Source organism: Glycomyces endophyticus (assembly GCF_039531525.1).
GTDB classification, from domain to species: Bacteria; Actinomycetota; Actinomycetes; order Mycobacteriales; family Micromonosporaceae; genus Glycomyces; species Glycomyces endophyticus.
In genome coordinates this window covers 57372-74717 of sequence record NZ_BAAAQF010000012.1, presented here as the reverse complement: position 1 = coordinate 74717, position 17346 = coordinate 57372, and the positions used below count along the sequence as shown (strand labels likewise).

Here is a 17346-nt window from a genome sequence, read left to right as displayed (position 1 = left end):
GGGATTCGAGGGTATCGCCTCTTCGAGCGGGCGGGGCGCGCCGTCCCAGCCGGTGGCGGGCGCCCCGCGCGGCGTCAGGCGGGGACGGTCGCGACCGTGAGCAGGTGGTTGCTGGCGCCGATCAGCGACGGCTCGCGCTCGATGACCCGCAGCCCCTCCATGAGGTGGGCGCGGGCGTCCTCGTCGTCGATGAGCGCCTCCAGCTCGGGAATGTATCCGGGGAAGCCCTGGACGGCGTACTGCGCCGGCTCGGGGAGCCCCGCGTCCGCGAACTCGGACGCGACCTCGCCGGGGTGGGACAGGTAGGCGGTGGTGAATATGTCCTGGTCGGTGTAGCGGAGCACCCCTTCGCGCATGACCCGCAGGCTCGCCTCCGCGCCGATGCCCTTGTCGCGGCCGCCGGCCCGGAACAGCAGGTGGTCGCACCAGCCCGCGGTGCGGTTGATCGTCACGGCGGCGACGGTCCCGCCGGGGCGGGCGCACCGGCGCGCCTCCGCGACCGCCTGGACGCGCTGCGCGCGGTCGGTCAGGTGGTAGAGCGGGCCCATGAGCAGCACCGCGTCGAACTCGCCGTCCCCGCAGGGGAGGGCACGGGCGTCGCCGACCTTCGCGTCGACGCCGGGGAGCAGCGCGGCGACGGCGACCTGGCCGGGGACGGGGTCGACGAGGGTCACCTTGTGGCCGTCGGCGGCGAGCCAGGAGGCGTGGACGCCGGTCGCGCCGCCGACGTCGAGGACGTCGAGTCCGTCGCCGGGGAGGAGCCGCCGCAGCAGGTCCTGCATGCGGGCGAACTCCAGGCGGCCGCGCGCGTTGTGGACGAGGCGGTCGCGTTCGCCGCCGCGCTCGTAGTAGGCCGCGATCTCGGATTCGAGTTCGTATTCGCTCATGGGCCGATTCTGCCGAGGCGGCCGCGTTCACGCCACCGGATTCCGGTGCGCGCGCACGGGAACGGCGGCCGGTCTGCCGGTTCCGCGCACTCCCGCAAGCGCGCGGGTCCGGTGGGCTGGCCGCCGCAGTGCTATCTCACCCCATCGCCTCGCGGCCCCGGCGCGGGGCTCCCCCGGGAGTCGGTCCCGCCATGGGCCGCAGCGGATCAGGTGTCAGTTCGCGGCGACGCGGACACCGAGGGCGACCATGACGGCGCCGGTCGCGCCGTTGAGCCAGGCGCGCACCCGCGGGCGTTCCAGGAAGGTCCGCATGAGCCCGATCAGGTTGGCGAGCGCGAGGTAGAACCCGGCGCAGACGGCCATGCCGACGGCCGCGAGCTCGACGATGCGGAGCGCGTCGCCGGTGTCGAGGAACTGCGGCATGAGGGCGGTGAACAGCACGACCGCCTTGGGGTTGAGGAGGTTGCACAGGAGCCCGGAGCGGAACGCGGCCCAGCGGCTCATGCCGCGGCCGAGCTCGATCGCGGCGGCGGGGCGGCGGCGCTCCCTGACCGCGGCGACGATCGCGCGGACGCCGAGATACACGAGGTAGACGGCGCCGGCGAGCTTGACGGCGGTGAACGCGAGCGCGGAGGCCGCGAGGAGCGCGGCGAGCCCGATCGAGGTCGCGACGACCCAGACGGCGATGCCGAGGCCGATGCCGGCCGCCGTCCACATGCCGCTGCCGCGGCCGGACACGACGGTGTTGCGCACGACCATCGCGAAGTCGGGGCCGGGGACGACGGCGGCGAGGAGGATCGCCAGGCCGAAGACGAGCAGCGCGGTCACGGGTGGCCCCTTTCGGTGGACGCCTCCGATGGTGCCACCGCGCGGGCGGGGCCGCATCGGGCGATCGACCGGGTCGGGGTACCGGGTCCGGCTACGGCCGGGCGGGGTCGGCGAGGCGCCAGTACTGCTTCTTGCCGCGGTCGCGCACGACGACGTCGATGGCGGCGAGTTCCTCGCGCAGCTCCCGCAGGTCGCCCTCGTTCGACTTCTCCAGGGCGCGTTCGCGGGCCTTGAGCAGGGCGTCGGCCCCGGGCGGGAGCCCGTCGGCGCCGGGGACCCAGCGCTTGAGCTCGCCGCGGTACGGGTCGCCGTCGGGCATGGGGCCGTAGCCGTGGCGGCGGAGGGCGGCGGCGAGCGCCTCGCGGTCGAGGTCGAAGGGGACCTGGGCGAGCTCCTGGCGGCGGTGGCCGAGGACGACGAGGCGCTTGTCCTCGACGAAGACCGCGGCGATGTCGGCGCGGGGGACGGTCTCGTCGAGGTCGCCGCGCTTGAGGCCGACCGCGTCGCGGCCGACGGTCACCGCGAGCATCTCGGAGACCACCCACAGGGCGAGCACGAGTCCGGCGACGAGGCCGAGCGCGGTGCCGCCGACGATCTGCACGGTCCGGGGCAGGTCGGCGACCAGCTCGAAGAGGCCTTGGAACGGGAACCAGGCGAGGCCGGTGATCCACTCGGCGATGAGGACGAGGCCCCAGCCGAGGCCGGCGCCGACGAGCGGGAGGGCCGCCAGGACGGCCGGTCCGACCCAGGCGGGGTCGGCGACGACGGTGCGGTCGCCGTGAAGGTGCTCGGTGGGCATCGGGCCGCCGCCTTTCCGTTGAACGAGAATGAACTCAGCATATAACATGCCTTCCCACCTGCGAAAACGCAATCCTGAAGGACTAGTTCCAAAGGAGGGGAATGGAAGCGGCGCGCGATACCGAAGTCGCGGCGGGTCCTCCTTCGGTATCGCCGAGCGAGGCCCTGATTCCCTTGAAACAAGGATGAACCGGACATCCGGTGGTTACGATCCGTTCGTTCCGGGCGCGCGCCGCGCGCCGCACGAGAGAGGACCGATCCCCTTGCGACTCCGCCTCCCGCTCATCGCCGCGGCCGCCGCCGCGCTCCTCCTGCCGTCCGCCGCCGCGGCCCAGGGGACCGGCCACGCCGCCGACCTCGTGCTCGCCGAGCGGAAGGGCGCCTGCGCGGCCGAGGGCGTCCCGGTCGGGGCCGCGCCGCCCGCGCAGGTGCGCATCGACTCCGACGACGTCGTGTTCGACTGCTCCGGGAGCATCGGCTTCCGCCTGGGCCGGGACGCGACGGTGTCCTTCGACGACGCCGCGGGCACCGCTACGGCGGACGTCGTGCGGATCGTCGGCAGCAGGCTCGGGCTCACCTGCGGCTACGAGGCGTCGAAGGTCGTCTTCCACCGCGAGGGCGACACGCGCGTCTACGCGGGCGGGCCCTACACCGGGACGAAGGTGCAGGGCTCGTTCCTGTGCCCGAGGTCGGTGCAGCTCGACGCCGCGTCGTTCACGTTCCGCTGACCGGCCGCGCCGCCGCGACCGCCTCCCGCCAGGGCCGCGCCGCGCCGGCGGGCAGCCGCCGCGGGATCCGCTCCTCCAGGAGCGCCAGCTGGAGCGCCTGCACGTGCGCTTGTGCCGTGCGGTCCGGGCCTTTGAACGCGCGCAGGTGGCGGCGGCGCGAACCGCGCCGCGACAGGCTCCGCGCCTCGTCCTCGGTGAGGGCCCCGACCGCGGTCTCCTCGGCCGAGACCTCCGCCCAGCGGGCGCGGAAGCGGCGCCGGACCACGACGTAGACGGCCATGACGACGGCGAAGTTGATGAGCGGTTTGGCGAGCGTCCCGGCGATCCCGCCCAGGATCGGGCTGTCGAACAGGAAGTGCATGCCCATCGCGAGGAGCATGCAGCCGACCGCGACCCAGACCCGCCGCGCGGCCGACCGGCCGGAGGCGCTGACGAGGTAGCCGATGCCGGCGCCGGCGACGGCGCTCATCGCCCAGTGCGAGCCGATCCCGGTGAGCACGATCCGGATCCACAGGGTCTGGAACGACACCGCGAACGGCTCGACGCCGCCGCCCAGGACGATCCCGTTGAGTCCGTAGGTGAAGTTCTCCACGATCTGGAACCCGAAGCCGACGAGGGCGCCGTAGACGAGTCCGTCAGCGGCGCTGCGCACCAGGCGGGTCGAGACCGCGGCGAGGAGCACGACGCCCGCGACCTTCACGGCCTCCTCGTTCAGCGGCGCGGTCAGGGCGGCCGCCCAGGACGCGGACGCCTCCAGGCCGAGGACCTGCGACCACACCGAGAGCAGGCGGGTGTTCATGACGACCGCGAGCCCGCACGCGGCCAGGCCGCCCCACATGAGCGCCAGCCAGGTGCCCGACCACGGCGGGGCCTGCACGGGCCGCATGACGCGCCGCGCCAGCCACACGCCGACGGCCAGGCACGCCAGCATCACGGCGACGTTCAGGGCGGCGCTCGCCGGGAACGCCAGCATCGCCGGCACCATGTTCCGCTTCAGGGTCCACACCCCGAAGGCGGACACGGCGATCATGCACCAGAACGCGACCGACCGGAAGTCGACCGCGCGGCGCGGCAGGGCCGCGGCGTGGACGGCGCTCATGCGTCCGCCTCCTCGTCCTCGAAGTCCACCGAGTCGATGATCGCCGTGGCCTCGGCCCAGTCGCCCTGGTCGGCGTCGAACGGCCCCAGGATCTTCGCCTCGACCGCCTGCCCGCCGTCCTCGGCGGGCATCACGAACGCGGTCCCGATGTCGGTCCCCACCTGGAGGTTCCCGTAGAGGGCGCCGGAGATCCACTTCGTGTCGAAGGCGATCGGGTCGCCGAGCCACACGTCCTCGCCCGCGTACTGCTCGATCTTCAGCACCTGCGCCATGCCGTCCCACATCTCCCGGACGCCGTCGGGCTTCCCGGCGTCGAACGAGACGAGGTCGAGCCGCACCGTCACGTCGCCCTTGTGCAGCGTGACGCCCGTGTTCAGGTCGCTGGCCGCCTCGTCGAGGGTCCAGCCCTCGCCGACCTGCGCCGAGACCTGCCGGTCGGCCCCGAACTCGACCACCGTGCCCGGCGCGAGCGCCTCGGCCTCGGGCAGGGCCCGGCCGAGGAGGCCCTCGACCGCCGTCAACGCGAGCAGCGCGCCGACCACGGCCAGCGGCACCCACACGCGCCGCGCGCCGTGGACGGCGTTGCCCGCCCTCTTGAAATCGTCCACTCGCTCAACCTAACCGCTTCCCGGGCCTGGAACTGGGAAAACGCCCGGTCCAGCCGCCCCGCCCATAGCACCGGAGGGTGCCCGAAGGGGCGAGAACGCGAGGCCGCGTCGCCATCCGTACTAGTCTCGGAGCATGGCGATTCGATGGACCACCGCGTTCTGGGACTTCCCCGCCGACGGTTTCGAGACGGGCATCGCCTTCTGGCTCAAGGCGACCGGCTCGACCCTGTCACCGCGCCGCGGCCCGGAGGGCGACTTCGCGACCCTGGTGCCCCCCGGAGGCGACCCCTGGCTGCGGGTGCAGCGGGTGCGGGACGGCAAGGGCGGCAACCACCTCGACCTGCACGTCGACGACGTCGAGGCGGAGGCCGAACGGGCGCAGGTGCTCGGCGCGGCCGTGGTCTTCGCCGAACCGGGCCTGACCGTCCTCCGCTCCCCCGGCGGCTTCGCGTTCTGCCTGGTCGACCACCACGGCGAGGCCAAGGTCCCCGCCCCCGAGTCCTGGCCCGGCGGCCAGCGCAGCCGCACCGACCAGCTGTGCGTCGACGTGCCGCCGCAGGCGTTCGACCACGAGCTGGTGTTCTGGCAGCGCCTCACCGGCTGGCCGCAGTCGGGCACGCGCTCGGCGGAGTTCCGGCGGCTGCTCTCGCCTCCGGACGTGCCGCTGCGGTTCCTGCTGCAGCGCTTGGACGTCGCCGAGCGCGGGCAGTCGACCGCCGCGCACGTGGACCTGGCGTGCTCGGACGTGGACGCCGAGACCGAGCGCCATGTCGCGTTGGGCGCCACCGCGGTCCGGCGGCACCACTGGTGGCAGGTCATGCGCGACCCGGCGGGCCTGGAGTACTGCATCACCGCCCGCGACCCGGACACGGGGGCCGTCCCGGCCTAGCGGGGCCTGCGATGCTGGGCGCATGACGCTTCCGCAGCCCGTCACGCCCGATCCGCCGCGGCGGATCGGCCGGCCGCTGATGACCCAGTCGTGGCTGGAGCTGGCGTTCCTCCACTGGGAGGTCGATCCGGCGGCGGTGGCGCGGCTGCTGCCGGAGGGGACGGTGCCGGACCTGTTCGACGGCGCGGCCTATGTGGGCCTGGTGCCGTTCCGGATGCACCGGATCGGGTGGCTGGGGCTGCCGGGGCTGCCGTACCTGGGGTCGTTCCCGGAGACGAACGTGCGGCTGTACTCGGTGGACGGGGAGGGCCGGCGGGGCGTGGTGTTCCGGTCCCTGGACGCGTCGCGGCTGGTGCCGGTGCTGGCGGCGCGGATCGGGTTCCGGCTGCCGTACGTGTGGTCGCGGATGCGGATCCGCGCGGAGGGCGGCACGGTCGCGTACCGGAGCTCGCGGCGCTGGCCGGGGCCGCGGGGCGCCCGCTGCCGCATCGCGGTCCGCGCGGGGGCGCCGCTGGCGGAGCCGAGCGCGCTGGAGCACTTCCTGACCGCGCGGTGGGGGCTGCACACGGCGGCGGCGGGCGGGCTGCGGTTCATCCCGAACGCGCATCCGCGGTGGCCGCTGCACCGGGCCGAGCTCCTGGAGTGCGAGGAGGACCTGGTGGCCGCGGCGGGGCTGGAGACGTCCGGTGCGCCGGTGAGCGTGCTGTACTCGCCGGGCGTGCCGGTGCGGTTCGGGCCGCCCGAGCGGTAGGCGTTCAGGAAGACATCGTTTTCAGGCTCTTGTGCCGTTCCGATGAAAAAGTTACATTTATCTATAAGGAAGGCTTCTTAATGATATGAGGTGATCGAATGCTCCGTCGACCCCGCCGGAAGCTGCTCGCACTGCTCGGCTCGTTCGTCTTCGCCGTGACGCTCGCGACCGGGATCTCGGCGTCCTCCGCCAGCGCCCAGACCGCCTGCGCCGCGGCCTGGAGCGCGGGCGCCGTCTACACCCAGGGCAACGTCGCCTCCCACGGCGGCCAGAACTGGACCGCCCAGTGGTGGACGCAGGGCGAGACGCCCGGCACCACCGGCCAGTGGGGCGTCTGGCGCAACCCCGTGCCGTGCGGCGGGGGCACCGGCCCCGGCCCGGGCACGCCGAACGGCCTCGACGTCACCGAGGCCCAGTTCAACCAGATGTTCCCGAACCGGAACTCCTTCTACACCTACCAGGGCTTCGTGAACGCGACCGCGTCCTACCCGGCGTTCAGCAACACCGGCAGCGCCACCGTCCAGAAGCAGGAGGTCGCGGCGTTCCTCGCGAACGTCTCGCACGAGACCGGCGGGCTCTGGCACATCGTCGAGCAGAACACCGCGAACTACCCCCACTACTGCGACTGGAGCCAGTCCTACGGCTGCCCGGCCGGCCAGGCCGCGTACTACGGCCGCGGGCCGATCCAGCTGAGCTGGAACTTCAACTACAACGCCGCGGGCGCCGCCCTCGGCCTGCCGCTGCTGACGAACCCGTGGCTGGTCGAGCAGAACGCCACGGTCGCCTGGCAGACCGCCCTCTGGTACTGGAACACCCAGAGCGGTCCGGGCTCCATGACCGGCCACACCGCGATGACCTCCGGTGCGGGCTTCGGCGAGTCCATCCGGTCCATCAACGGCTCGATCGAGTGCAACGGCGGCAACCCCGCCCAGGTCCAGAGCCGCGTCAACAACTACACGTCCTTCACGTCGATCCTCGGGGTCGGCACGGGCGCCAATCTCTACTGCTGAGGATGAGAACGCGGGCCGGCCGGGGATCCCCGGCCGGCCCGCACCCGTCTCAGGCCGCGAGGTCGGGCCGGCGGCGGCCGAACACCGGGACGAGGACGGCCGCGACGACCACGTGCATGAGGATCAGGACGATCCGCGTGCCGGTGGTGGCCTCGGTGTAGAACGGCGGGACCATCTCGACCGCGAACACGACGCCGGCGCCGATGAGCCACAGCAGCACGGCCTTGCGGGGGGGCGAAGCGGTCGAGGAGCGCGCGGGCGATCCAGCCGAGGCCGCCCGCGATGAGCGTCATGAAGGCGCCCGCGACGAAGCCGACCTCGATGGGGTCCTGCCCGGGGTTGGCGGCCTGCATCTCGACGCCGAGCGCGGCGGCGATCACGGCGGTGAGGCCGGCCGCGACGGCGGCGGCGACGAGGGCGATGAGGCGGGCGCGCCAGACGGGGGCGGTCGTCGCGGGCGCGGCGGTGTCGGTGTCGGACATGGGGGTCTCCGTTGCATTGGTGTGGATTCCGGTGGACACCGTCGACGGTAGAGGGACGGGCCGACATCGCCAATCCGCGAGCGTCCTCGCTTCATGTCCGATCGTCCCGCCCCGGTTAGGCTTCGGAGATGGACGTGCTCAGCGATGTGATGACGGTGCTGCGGACCGGCCGGCCCTTCGCGGCCCGCTTCGCGCGGTCGGCCCCCTGGTCGGTGCGGCACGGCGGCCGGTCGAACGGCTGCGGCCTCCAGATCATGGTGCGCGGCACCGCGGTCGCGGTCGCCGAGGACGGCCGGACGTTCACGCTCGGCCCCGGCGACCTGCTCGTGGTCCCCCACGGCGCCCCGCACCTGGTCGCCGACTCGGCCGCGACCCCGCCGGGGCCGGCGTGCGAGCCGGGCCGGCAGCCGTCGGGGGCGGTGATCCGCTCCGACGACCCCGGCGCCTCGCACGTCATGCTCTGCATGGCGTACGAGATGGCGCCGAACCGGACCCACCCGCTCATCGCGACGCTCCCGGACTTCGTCCACGTCCCTGCCGACCCGGCCGCGCGGCCCGAGCTCGCGAACGCGATCGCCATGCTGGACAACGAGCTCGCCTCGGAGCTGCGCGGCGGCGACGTCCTCGTCCCGGCCCTGGTGGACGCGGTCCTCATGTACCTGCTGCGGGCGCTCCTGGGGCCGCACACCGGCGACTGCCGCTCCGGCGGCTGGGCCGTGGCGCTCGGCGACGACGCGGTCGCGGCCGCGCTGGAGGCGATCCACGCCGACCCCGCGCGGCAGTGGACGGTGGCGTCGCTGGGCGAGCGGGCGGGCCTGTCGCGCTCGGCGTTCTCGCGGCGGTTCACCGAGCTGGTCGGCCAGCCGCCGCTCGGGTACCTGACGTCGTGGCGGCTCACGCTGGCCGCGCGGCTCCTCGCGGACACCGACGCGCCGCTGTCGGCGGTCGCCCGCCGGGTCGGGTACGCCTCGGAGTTCGCGTTCGCGGCCGCGTTCAAGCGCGACTTCGGGACCCCGCCGGGCCAGTTCCGCAAGCAGGTCCCGGCGTGCGACCCCGCCGACGAGGTGTTCCGGCGCGAACCGGTGCTGCTCTAGAACCGCGCTCCTCGGAGGCCGGGCTCCTCCGATGCGGTGCTCCCGCGGCGAATCCCGGCCCCGGCGCCCGCGCTCGGTTACGCTCCCGCTGACGGGTGGGAGGGGCCATGAGAGCGAAGCGGCGGCGGGCGAGCCGGGCCTGGCACGGCGGGCTCTTCGCGATCGTCCTGGCGGCCTTGGTGATCCAGACGGTCCTGGTCGTGCAGGGCGGCACCGACGTGAACGCGGCCGAGGCCGCGGGCCCGGTCGGCACCCAGGAGCGGCTGGTGCGGCTGTTCAGCTACTTCACGATCCAGAGCAACGTGCTCGTGCTGCTCGCCTCCGGGCTCCTGGCGGCGCGGCCGGACCGCGACGGGCGGCTGTGGCGGGTGCTGCACCTCGACGCGCTGCTGGGCATCGTCATCACCGGCATCGTCTTCGCCCTGGTGCTGGCCCCGCTGGTGCACCCGGTGGGGGTGGCGTGGGCCGTGAACGCCGCGTTCCACTACGTCAGCCCGGTCGCATTCCTGCTCGGCTGGCTGGTGTTCGGACCGCGCGGGCAGGCCGACGGGCGCACCGCGTGGCTGGCGTTCCTGTGGCCGGCCGCGTGGATCGCGTACACGTTCGCGCGCGGGGCGCGGACCGGCTGGTACCCGTACCCGTTCCTCGACGCCGCGGAACTCGGCTGGCAGCGGGCCGCGCTGAACACGGCCACGGTGCTCCTAGCCGCGTTCGTGCTGGCGGCGCTGGCGCAGTGGGCGGACCGGGCCCTCACGCGCGGGCGGGCCGCCGCGCGGACCTGAGGGCGATCACCACGACCGGGACGAGCAGGGCGGCGCCGATCCACAGGACGGCGCCGGGCGCCGCCGCGTCGACGACGAAGCCCCCGGCGAACGAGCCGGCGGCGATCGAGAGGTTGAACATGACGGTGTTCAGCGAGGTCGCGATCTCGACCTCGCCGGGCTCGGCGGCGTTCATGTACCAGGTCTGGACGGCCGGGGAGACCAGGCCGTAGCCGGCGCCCCACAGCAGCAGGACCGCGGTGGCGGAGAACAGGTCGCCGACCGCGAACGCCATGAGCGCCATGCCGAGCGCCATCGCGACGCCGAGGGCGGCGAGCGTGCCGCGCAGGTGCCTGCCGATGAGGGAGCCCGAGGCGACCGTGGCGACGAGCGCGGCCGCGCCGAACGCCAGGAGGAGGCCGCTCACCTGGGAGGCGGCGACGCCGTTCGCCTGGAGGATCGGGCTGATGAACGTGTAGGCGATGAAGTGGCCGGTGACGATGAAGCACGTCAGGGCCAGGCCGGTGCGCACGGCCTTGTTGCGGCGCACCAGCTTGGGGAGCGACGCGAACGAGACCGAGGTGTTCGACGGGAGCTTCGGCACGAGCAGCGCGATCGCGGCCATGGCGACCAGGGCGAGGACCATGAGGGCCGCCAGGGCGGCGCGCCAGCCGAAGTGGTCGCCGATGAGCGTGCCGAGCGGCACGCCGAGGACGGTGGCCGCGCCGATGCCGCCGTAGACCGCGGCGGTCGCGCGGGGCACGTCCCGGGCGGGGACCAGGCGCAGCGCGATGCCGCCGGCGACGGCCCAGAACGCGCCGATCGCGATGCCGACGAGGACGCGGGCGGCCAGCAGCGGGCCGAAGCCCGTGGCGGTGGCCGCGCCGATGTTCGCGCCCGCGACGAGCAGCGCCAGGCCGATGAGGACCAGGCGGCGGTCGAGCCGGCGGGTGAGGACGATGCTCAGGGGCGCGGCGACGGCCGCGACGAGCCCGGGGACGGTGACCATGAGGCCGGCGGTGCCCTCGGAGACGCCGAGCTCGCCGCTGATGGGGGTGAGGAGGCCCACAGGGAGGACCTCGGAGGTCATGACGACGAAGACGCCGAGGGAGACGGCGGCCACGGCGAGCCACTGCCTCGGCGTGGCGCGCTCGGGCGCGGCCGCGTCGCGGGCGTCGACGGAGGGGACGGGGCGGTCGAGGGTGGTCACGGCGGCGCTCCAAGCGGTGCAGAGTCGGTTCTCGGCAGGACCCTTGCGGGTCGTCATTGCCGGAACCGGTCCACCACTCGGTCCGTGCGCAGGTGACACGGGCTCGACCCGTACAGGGGCCGGCCGCCTCGGAAGGCGGTCTGCCGGGGAGCTGAGGTCCCCTTGGCGGTGTACGGGCGATCTCCCTGGCCGGGGTCGTACTGCACCTCCGGGGCGTCGCCTGATCCAAGGGTAGAGCCCGCGGGACCCCACCGTCCACCGATGCGCCTGTAGCGTTCACGACGGCATGGGACGCGAGCCCTGCGCATGCCGCGGGGTGGCGGAGCCATGACAGACTCGTGCTGCGCCGCATGCTGCGTGCGCGGTTACCGGAAGGAAGAACGGGCGCATGTCAGCAGAAGGCGGCACCAAGGCGATCGTCGCGGCCCTCTTGGCCAACACGGGCATCGCGATCAGCAAGTTCGTGGCGGCGGGGATCACCGGCTCCGCGTCGATGCTGGCGGAGGGCGTGCACTCGGTCGCGGACGCCTCGAACCAGGTCCTGCTCCTCATCGGCGGGAAGGCCTCGCGCAAGGCCGCGAGCCCGGCGCACCCGTTCGGGTACGGGCGCGAACGCTACATCTACGCGTTCATCGTCTCGATCGTCCTGTTCTCCATCGGCGGCGTGTACGCCCTCTACGAGGGCTACCACAAGATCTCCCACCACGAGGACCTCAAGACGCCGCTGGTCGCCGTCGTCGTCCTGGTCATCGCGATCGTCCTCGAGTCGTTCTCGCTGCGGACCGCGGTGAAGGAGTCGAACGCGGTGCGCGGCAAGCAGACCTGGGTCCAGTTCATAAAGGGCTCCCGCTCCCCCGAGCTGCCCGTGATCCTCCTGGAGGACATCGGCGCGCTCGTCGGCCTCATCCTCGCCCTCTTCGGCGTGGGCCTCTCCTGGATCACCGGCAACGTCGTCTTCGACGCCCTGGGCACCATGGCGATCGGCGTGCTCCTCGTCGGCATCGCGATCGTCCTGGCGATCGAGATCCGCTCCATGCTCATCGGCGAGTCCGCCACCCACGAGGACATCGCGGCCATCGAGGGCGCGATCAAGCAGGACGGCACCAGCTCCCTCATCCACCTCAAGACCCTGCACGTCGGCCCCGACGAGCTGCTCGTCGCCGCCAAGGTCGCCATCGACCGGACCGAGACCGGCGAGCAGGTCGCCGCGGAGATCGACGCCGCCGAGGCGCGCATCCGCGCCGCCGTCCCCAAGGCGAAGCTCATCTACATCGAGCCGGACATCCGCCGCACGGACGCCCCGGCCGCCGAGGGCGCATAGGCTCGGGCCATGGCGAAACTGGTGCTGGACCTCCACGACATCTTCAACAAGGGCGACCAGATCGAGAAGGCCCTGCGGGACGTCATCGACGAAGCCGTCGCCAAGCGGATCGACCTCGTCGAGATCATCCCCGGCAAGGGCTCGGGCCAGCTCAAGAAGAAGGTCCTGCGGTTCCTGGACCAGAAGGAGATCAAGGCCCTGTACCACCGGGTCGACAAGGACTCCAAGAACTTCGGCAGACTTTTCGTGCATTTCCAGCACAAGGACAAGCGCAAGAAGCGATGATGGACGCAGACGGCGGCGCAGCCTTCCTCCCCGTGGGCTGCGCCGCCGCGTCGCGTTCGCCTATGCGGTTGTGACCGGGCCTCCTGCGGCTCAGTCGATCCGGTCGCCGTCGGCGCCGAGCACCTCCAGCAGTCGGAGTACCGGGACCCGGTAGCTGTGGCCGATCCGAAGGACCTGGACGGGGAAGTCGCCGTCCTTCGCCAGCCGGTACGCGACCGTCCGCCCGATCCCCAGGATCTGCGCGGCCGTCTCCACGTTCGTCATCACGCCGAGCGACTTGACGCGCTCGACGGTCCAGATGTCGTCGATGGTGGCGACACTCGAAGGCCCCACCTTCGCATTCGGTGTCATGTTCGTCCTTTCCGGCGTCCCGCGCCGACACGGGGTGCATCGGCACGACGCTGCCAAGGACCAGTCGACCCCACGCGGCACGTCCGAGTCCAGAGCGACCCGCCGGTATTCACTCTTACGCGTGGTGTGCGCGTCCTCACCGGATGAGCGACCGTTTGGGCGCGAACGGGATTCATTGCCACGGATTCGCGCGGAATGCAACCTCCACCGAGTGTTCCCACTCTGTGACCTCGCGAGATGCAATCGAGATCGGCGTAGGTTAGCCTTACCTACATGCCAGATGACGCAGGCTTGAGCGGCCGCGCCCTCCGACTCGCCTACTTCGGCGACACCGTCGTCCACGACGCCGACATCGACCTGCGCGGCGGCGAGGTGACGGCCCTCCTCGGCCCCAACGGGTCCGGGAAGTCGACCCTCCTGCGGTCCCTCGCGCGCCTCCACAAGCCCGAGGAGGGCGCCGTCGCCTTCCCCGACGGCACCGAGGCGGCCGCCCTGAGCCCCAAGGACTTCGCCAAGCGCCTCGCCCTCCTCTCCCAGTCGCGCCCCGTCCCCGGCGGCATCCGCGTCTGCGACGTCGTCGGCTACGGCCGCCACCCCCACCGCGGCCGCTGGCGCCACGGCGACCCCGAAGGCCCCGCGAAGGTCATGCGCGCCATGGAGATCTGCCGCGTCGAGCACATGGCCGAACGCGGCATGGAGGCCCTCTCCGGCGGCGAGCGACAGCGCGTCTGGCTCGCCTCCTGCCTCGCCCAGGACACCACCGTCCTCCTCCTCGACGAGCCCACCAACCACCTCGACCTGCGGTACCAGGTCGAGATCCTCGACCTCGTCCGCGACCTCGCCGACGAGCACGGCACCGCCGTCGGCGTCGTCCTCCACGACCTCGACCAGGCCGCCGCGGTCGCCGACCGCGCCGTCCTCCTCCACGAAGGCCGCGTCAAGGCCGCAGGCACCCCGGCAGAGGTCCTCACCGCCGAGAACCTCACCGCCGCATACGGCATCGACATCCGCGTCGACGCCGACCCCGCGACCGGCCTGCTCACGGCCCGGCCCATCGGCCGCCACACCCGCAGGTTCGCGGGCACCACCACCGAATAGAAGGATCCCGATGCGCATTCCCGACCTCAAGACGTTCGCCGTGCCCGCGGCACTGGCCGCCGTCCTCGCCGCCTCGGCGTGCGGCACCACCGAGCAGGGCGAGTCCTCCGGCGGCACCGAGTCCGACCCCGTCTCGGTCACCGACTTCCTCGGCCGCACCGTGGAACTCGACGCCCCCGCCGAGAAGGTCGTCGCCCTCGAATGGGCCGAGATCGAAATCGTGAGCAGCCTCGGCGTCACCCCCGTCGGCGTCGCCGACCTCGCCGGCTACAACACCTGGGTCGGCGCCGTCGAACCGCTCGACGAGTCCGTCGCCGACGTCGGCACCCGCTCCGAGCCGTCCATCGACGCCATCGCCGGCCTCGGCGCCGACCTCGTCGTCATGGAAACCGACGACGAGGCGCTCATCGCCTCGATCGAGGAGTTCGTCCCCGTCCTGGTCACCGAGGGCTCCAACGAGACCGACAACGTCGGCCGCATGAAGAGCGACCTCGACATGATCGCCACCCTCCTCGGCAAGACCGACGAGGCCGACGCCCTCTGGGCCGGTTTCGAGACCAAGGTCGCCGACACCAAGGCCGCCATCGAGGCCGCCGGCACCGGCTCGGTCCCCTACCTGTTCGCCGACGGCTGGATCGAGGGCGACGCCGTCGCCATCCGCCCCTTCGGCGCCGGGTCCCTCGTCGGGTCCCTCGGCACCGCCGTGGGCCTCACCAACGCCTGGACCGGCGAGACCGACGGCGCCTGGGGCCTCGGCGGCACCGACGTCGAGGGCATGGCCCAGTACACCGACACCGAGATGAAGTTCATCAACAACAACGCCGACGGCACGAACATCTTCACCGACGGCGTCGCCGGCAACGCGATCTGGGAGAACCTGACCTTCGTCAAGAACGGCGAGGTCTACGAGCTCCCCGCCGGCACCTGGACCTTCGGCGGCCCCAAGTCCTCCGAGGCCATCCTCGACTACTTCGCCGAGGTCTACGCGAGTTGAGCACCCTGAGTCCGCCGGCGCGACCGGAGGCCGCGGCCCGGAGGGCCCCGCGCCTCCTCCCCACCGCGGCGGTGTTCACCGCCGCGGTGGCGGCCCTGCTCGCGCTGGCGGCCCTCCACCTCACCCAAGGCACGTCCGAGGTGGACGCCGGCGACCTGCTGCGGCTGGTCGCCGGCACCGCCGACCAGCACGTGTGGAACGTCCTCGAAGGCGCCCGGCTGCCGCGCCTCGCCGGCGCGGTCCTCGTCGGGATCGCGCTCGGCGCGTCCGGCGTGCTGCTCCAGTCGGTGGCGCGCAACGCCCTCGCCAGTCCCGACACGCTCGCGGTGAACGCCGGGTCGTACCTGGCCGTGACCGCGGTGGCCGCGTTCGGGATCACCCTGCCGTTCCTGTCGGGGCTCGGCGTCGCGTTCACCGGGGCGCTCCTGACGGCGGGCCTGGTGCTCGCGCTGTCGGCGGGCGGCGGCGAGTCCGCGACGACCCGCCTGATCCTCGCCGGCTCGGCGACGGCGATGGCCGCGAACTCCCTGGTGTCGCTGCTGATCCTGCTGTTCCAGGAGGAGACGACCGGCCTGTTCGCCTGGGGCTCGGGCAGTCTCAACCTGGCCGGGTTCGACACGATGGCGCAGGCCGCGCCACTGGTGCTCCTGGCGATCGTCGCGGCGATGCTCGTCGCGCCGCGCCTGGACCTGCTGCGCCTGGGCGACGACACCGCGTCGAGCCTCGGCGTGCACGTGCGGCGCACCCGCACGGCGGTCGTGATCTGCTCGCTGGTGCTGGCTGCGTGCGCGGTCACCGTGGCGGGCCCGATCGGCTTCGTGGGCCTCGCGGCCCCGGTCATCGCCCGCCAGATCGCGCGGCGCTTCCCGGCGCTGCTCGCGCACCGGGCCCTGATCCCCTTCAGCGCCCTGTGCGGCGCGCTGGTGATCGTCGCCTCGGACCTCGCCGTCCGCGCGATCCTGGGCGCCGACAAGAGCATCGAGATCCCCGTCGGCGTCACCACGACGATCCTCGGCGCGGGCGTCATGGTGTGGCTGGCGCGCTCGGTCACGAGCGCGGGCTCGGAGGACCGGCCGGCGATCCTGCACGGCGCGGCGAACCGCGGCCGCCTGGCGTTCCTGCTCATCCTCGGCGGCCTCGCGGCCGCGTCGGTCGGGGCGCTGTTCGCGGGCATGCTCGCGGGCGACACGATGCTCCTCGGCGGCGACCTCGTCAACTGGATCGCGGGCAAGACCGGCGCGAGCTACACGTGGATCATCGAGCAGCGCTACCCGCGCGTCCTCGCCGCGATCCTCGCCGGCGCCGCCCTGGCGTGCGCGGGGGCCGTGACGCAGGGCATCCTGCGGAACCCGCTCGCCGAACCGGGCCTCCTCGGCGTCACCGCCGGCGCGGGCGTCGGCGCGGTCTCCCTGATCACCTGGGCCCCGTCGTCGGGCGCGTGGGCGGTCACGGGCGTCGCGGCCGTCGGCGGCCTGGGCGCGTTCGCGCTGGTGTACGCGCTCGCCTGGCGCGGCGGCCTCGACACGTCCCGGCTGGTCCTCATCGGCATCGGCGTCTGGTCGATCGGCATGGCCGCGATCACCCTCATCATCCTGGCCTCGGACCCGTGGAACACGCCGAAGGCGATGACCTGGCTGTCGGGCACCACATACGGCCGCACCGCCGACCGGCTCATCCCGCTCACCGCCGCGCTCGTGGTGGTGCTGCCGCTGATCCTCGCGCACCGCAAGGAGATCGACCTCCTCGCGCTCGACGACGACACCCCGCGCACGCTGGGCGTCCGCCTCGAACGCACCCGCCTCCTCCTGCTGGGCGCGGCCGCGGTCCTCACCGCCGCCGCGGTCGCGGTGGTCGGCGTGATCGGCTTCGTCGGCCTGGTCGCCCCGCACCTCGCACGGGGCCTCGTCGGCAGCCGCCACACCCGGGTCCTCCCGGTGTCGGTGTTCCTCGGCGTGCTCCTCGTCAGCCTCGCGGACACGCTGGGCCGCACGGTGATCGCGCCGGCCCAGATCCCGGCCGGGCTCGTGTGCTCGCTGATCGGGACGCCGTACTTTGTGTGGCTGCTGTGGAGGACCCGCACCAGGACCGCCTGAGGTTGGGGCGCAGGACGAACGGGATTCACCAGGGGTTCACCGGCAGGGTCGAGGATCGA

18 protein-coding genes and 1 pseudogene are annotated in these 17346 nt (G+C 73.1%); 11 read left to right on the top strand and 8 right to left on the bottom strand.

The genetic code is table 11. From position 1 onward, the window contains the following. Nucleotides 1-74: 74 nt before the first annotated feature. From ABD419_RS16745 to ABD419_RS16735, 3 genes are all read right to left on the bottom strand, one after another. Nucleotides 75-887 (bottom strand): class I SAM-dependent methyltransferase, encoded by an 813-nt coding sequence (locus tag ABD419_RS16745; protein ID WP_344488397.1) that lies wholly within the window; start codon nucleotides 885-887, stop codon nucleotides 75-77. Between the two features lie 213 nt (nucleotides 888-1100). Beyond that, nucleotides 1101-1715, bottom strand: coding sequence for a LysE family translocator (locus tag ABD419_RS16740; protein WP_344488395.1), 615 nt, complete (start codon nucleotides 1713-1715; stop codon nucleotides 1101-1103). 91 nt (nucleotides 1716-1806) lie between these two features. Further along, nucleotides 1807-2514, bottom strand: coding sequence for a YqeB family protein (locus ABD419_RS16735; RefSeq protein WP_344488393.1), 708 nt, complete (start codon nucleotides 2512-2514; stop codon nucleotides 1807-1809). A gap of 262 nt (nucleotides 2515-2776) precedes the next feature. Here ABD419_RS16735 and ABD419_RS16730 point away from each other — a divergent pair, with 262 nt between their 5' ends. Next, nucleotides 2777-3241 carry a hypothetical protein gene (locus tag ABD419_RS16730; protein ID WP_344488391.1) on the top strand — a complete coding sequence of 155 codons (465 nt, stop codon included), beginning with the start codon at nucleotides 2777-2779 and terminating at the stop codon, nucleotides 3239-3241. Here ABD419_RS16730 and ABD419_RS16725 read toward each other — a convergent pair. Both ABD419_RS16725 and ABD419_RS16720 read right to left on the bottom strand, forming a co-directional pair. Continuing rightward, a complete protein-coding gene (locus ABD419_RS16725) occupies nucleotides 3228-4340 on the bottom strand; it encodes a PrsW family intramembrane metalloprotease (RefSeq protein WP_344488389.1) in 1113 nt (370 codons plus the stop codon). The genes ABD419_RS16730 and ABD419_RS16725 overlap by 14 nt on opposite strands. Further along, nucleotides 4337-4948 (bottom strand): hypothetical protein, encoded by a 612-nt coding sequence (locus tag ABD419_RS16720; RefSeq protein WP_344488387.1) that lies wholly within the window; start codon nucleotides 4946-4948, stop codon nucleotides 4337-4339. Before ABD419_RS16720 ends, ABD419_RS16725 begins: the two co-directional genes overlap by 4 nt. 133 nt (nucleotides 4949-5081) lie before the next feature. Here ABD419_RS16720 and ABD419_RS16715 point away from each other — a divergent pair, with 133 nt between their 5' ends. From ABD419_RS16715 to ABD419_RS16705, 3 genes are all read left to right on the top strand, one after another. Further along, nucleotides 5082-5837, top strand: a complete 756-nt coding sequence (locus ABD419_RS16715) for a VOC family protein (RefSeq protein ID WP_344488385.1) — start codon at nucleotides 5082-5084, stop codon at nucleotides 5835-5837. A 22-nt stretch (nucleotides 5838-5859) separates the two neighbouring features. Further along, nucleotides 5860-6588 carry a YqjF family protein gene (locus ABD419_RS16710; RefSeq protein ID WP_344488383.1) on the top strand — a complete coding sequence of 243 codons (729 nt, stop codon included), beginning with the start codon at nucleotides 5860-5862 and terminating at the stop codon, nucleotides 6586-6588. Between the two features lie 98 nt (nucleotides 6589-6686). Further along, the gene (locus tag ABD419_RS16705; RefSeq protein WP_344488381.1) at nucleotides 6687-7598 is read left to right on the top strand and encodes a glycoside hydrolase family 19 protein; all 912 of its coding nucleotides are present in this window, start codon (nucleotides 6687-6689) and stop codon (nucleotides 7596-7598) included. Between the two features lie 49 nt (nucleotides 7599-7647). On the opposite strand, the pseudogene ABD419_RS24985 reads toward ABD419_RS16705, so the two are convergent. Continuing rightward, nucleotides 7648-8080, bottom strand: a pseudogene (locus tag ABD419_RS24985) (DUF6069 family protein). A 128-nt stretch (nucleotides 8081-8208) separates the two neighbouring features. On the opposite strand from ABD419_RS24985, the gene ABD419_RS16695 reads away from it, so the two are divergent. Then, entirely contained in the window at nucleotides 8209-9174 is a 966-nt protein-coding gene (locus tag ABD419_RS16695) for an AraC family transcriptional regulator (RefSeq protein WP_344488377.1), read from the top strand. Nucleotides 9175-9281: 107 nt separating this feature from the next. Then, entirely contained in the window at nucleotides 9282-9956 is a 675-nt protein-coding gene (locus tag ABD419_RS16690; protein WP_344488375.1) for a Pr6Pr family membrane protein, read from the top strand. Here the strand turns inward: ABD419_RS16690 and ABD419_RS16685 are convergent. After that, a complete protein-coding gene (locus ABD419_RS16685) occupies nucleotides 9925-11145 on the bottom strand; it encodes an MFS transporter (protein ID WP_344488373.1) in 1221 nt (406 codons plus the stop codon). The genes ABD419_RS16690 and ABD419_RS16685 overlap by 32 nt on opposite strands. A 388-nt stretch (nucleotides 11146-11533) precedes the next feature. On the opposite strand from ABD419_RS16685, the gene ABD419_RS16680 reads away from it, so the two are divergent. Beyond that, nucleotides 11534-12466, top strand: coding sequence for a cation diffusion facilitator family transporter (locus ABD419_RS16680; RefSeq protein WP_344488371.1), 933 nt, complete (start codon nucleotides 11534-11536; stop codon nucleotides 12464-12466). Between the two features lie 9 nt (nucleotides 12467-12475). Beyond that, nucleotides 12476-12751, top strand: coding sequence for a Smr/MutS family protein (locus ABD419_RS16675; RefSeq protein ID WP_344488369.1), 276 nt, complete (start codon nucleotides 12476-12478; stop codon nucleotides 12749-12751). Between the two features lie 90 nt (nucleotides 12752-12841). Here the strand turns inward: ABD419_RS16675 and ABD419_RS16670 are convergent, their stop codons facing one another. Beyond that, a complete protein-coding gene (locus ABD419_RS16670; protein ID WP_091053485.1) occupies nucleotides 12842-13102 on the bottom strand; it encodes a helix-turn-helix domain-containing protein in 261 nt (86 codons plus the stop codon). Between the two features lie 273 nt (nucleotides 13103-13375). On the opposite strand from ABD419_RS16670, the gene ABD419_RS16665 reads away from it, so the two are divergent. The 3 genes from ABD419_RS16665 to ABD419_RS16655 are packed head-to-tail and all read left to right on the top strand — an operon-like array spanning nucleotide 13376 to nucleotide 17287. Next, nucleotides 13376-14200, top strand: a complete 825-nt coding sequence (locus tag ABD419_RS16665; protein WP_344488366.1) for an ABC transporter ATP-binding protein — start codon at nucleotides 13376-13378, stop codon at nucleotides 14198-14200. A 10-nt stretch (nucleotides 14201-14210) separates the two neighbouring features. Continuing rightward, nucleotides 14211-15194, top strand: coding sequence for an ABC transporter substrate-binding protein (locus ABD419_RS16660; RefSeq protein WP_344488364.1), 984 nt, complete (start codon nucleotides 14211-14213; stop codon nucleotides 15192-15194). Nucleotides 15195-15199: 5 nt separating this feature from the next. Beyond that, nucleotides 15200-17287, top strand: coding sequence for an iron ABC transporter permease (locus tag ABD419_RS16655; RefSeq protein ID WP_425556093.1), 2088 nt, complete (start codon nucleotides 15200-15202; stop codon nucleotides 17285-17287). Nucleotides 17288-17346: the final 59 nt, after the last annotated feature.

What these genes read in the sequence shown, in the direction of transcription:
- ABD419_RS16745 (WP_344488397.1), bottom strand. Translation starts at nt 887, where the DNA reads ATGAGCGAATACGAACTCGAATCCGAGATCGCGGCCTACTACGAGCGC.
- ABD419_RS16735 (WP_344488393.1), bottom strand. Translation starts at nt 2,514, where the DNA reads ATGCCCACCGAGCACCTTCACGGCGACCGCACCGTCGTCGCCGACCCC.
- ABD419_RS16725 (WP_344488389.1), bottom strand. Translation starts at nt 4,340, where the DNA reads ATGAGCGCCGTCCACGCCGCGGCCCTGCCGCGCCGCGCGGTCGACTTC.
- ABD419_RS16715 (WP_344488385.1), top strand. Translation starts at nt 5,082, where the DNA reads ATGGCGATTCGATGGACCACCGCGTTCTGGGACTTCCCCGCCGACGGT.
- ABD419_RS16710 (WP_344488383.1), top strand. Translation starts at nt 5,860, where the DNA reads ATGACGCTTCCGCAGCCCGTCACGCCCGATCCGCCGCGGCGGATCGGC.
- ABD419_RS16705 (WP_344488381.1), top strand. Translation starts at nt 6,687, where the DNA reads ATGCTCCGTCGACCCCGCCGGAAGCTGCTCGCACTGCTCGGCTCGTTC.
- ABD419_RS16695 (WP_344488377.1), top strand. Translation starts at nt 8,209, where the DNA reads ATGGACGTGCTCAGCGATGTGATGACGGTGCTGCGGACCGGCCGGCCC.
- ABD419_RS16690 (WP_344488375.1), top strand. Translation starts at nt 9,282, where the DNA reads ATGAGAGCGAAGCGGCGGCGGGCGAGCCGGGCCTGGCACGGCGGGCTC.
- ABD419_RS16680 (WP_344488371.1), top strand. Translation starts at nt 11,534, where the DNA reads ATGTCAGCAGAAGGCGGCACCAAGGCGATCGTCGCGGCCCTCTTGGCC.
- ABD419_RS16675 (WP_344488369.1), top strand. Translation starts at nt 12,476, where the DNA reads ATGGCGAAACTGGTGCTGGACCTCCACGACATCTTCAACAAGGGCGAC.
- ABD419_RS16670 (WP_091053485.1), bottom strand. Translation starts at nt 13,102, where the DNA reads ATGACACCGAATGCGAAGGTGGGGCCTTCGAGTGTCGCCACCATCGAC.
- ABD419_RS16665 (WP_344488366.1), top strand. Translation starts at nt 13,376, where the DNA reads ATGCCAGATGACGCAGGCTTGAGCGGCCGCGCCCTCCGACTCGCCTAC.
- ABD419_RS16660 (WP_344488364.1), top strand. Translation starts at nt 14,211, where the DNA reads ATGCGCATTCCCGACCTCAAGACGTTCGCCGTGCCCGCGGCACTGGCC.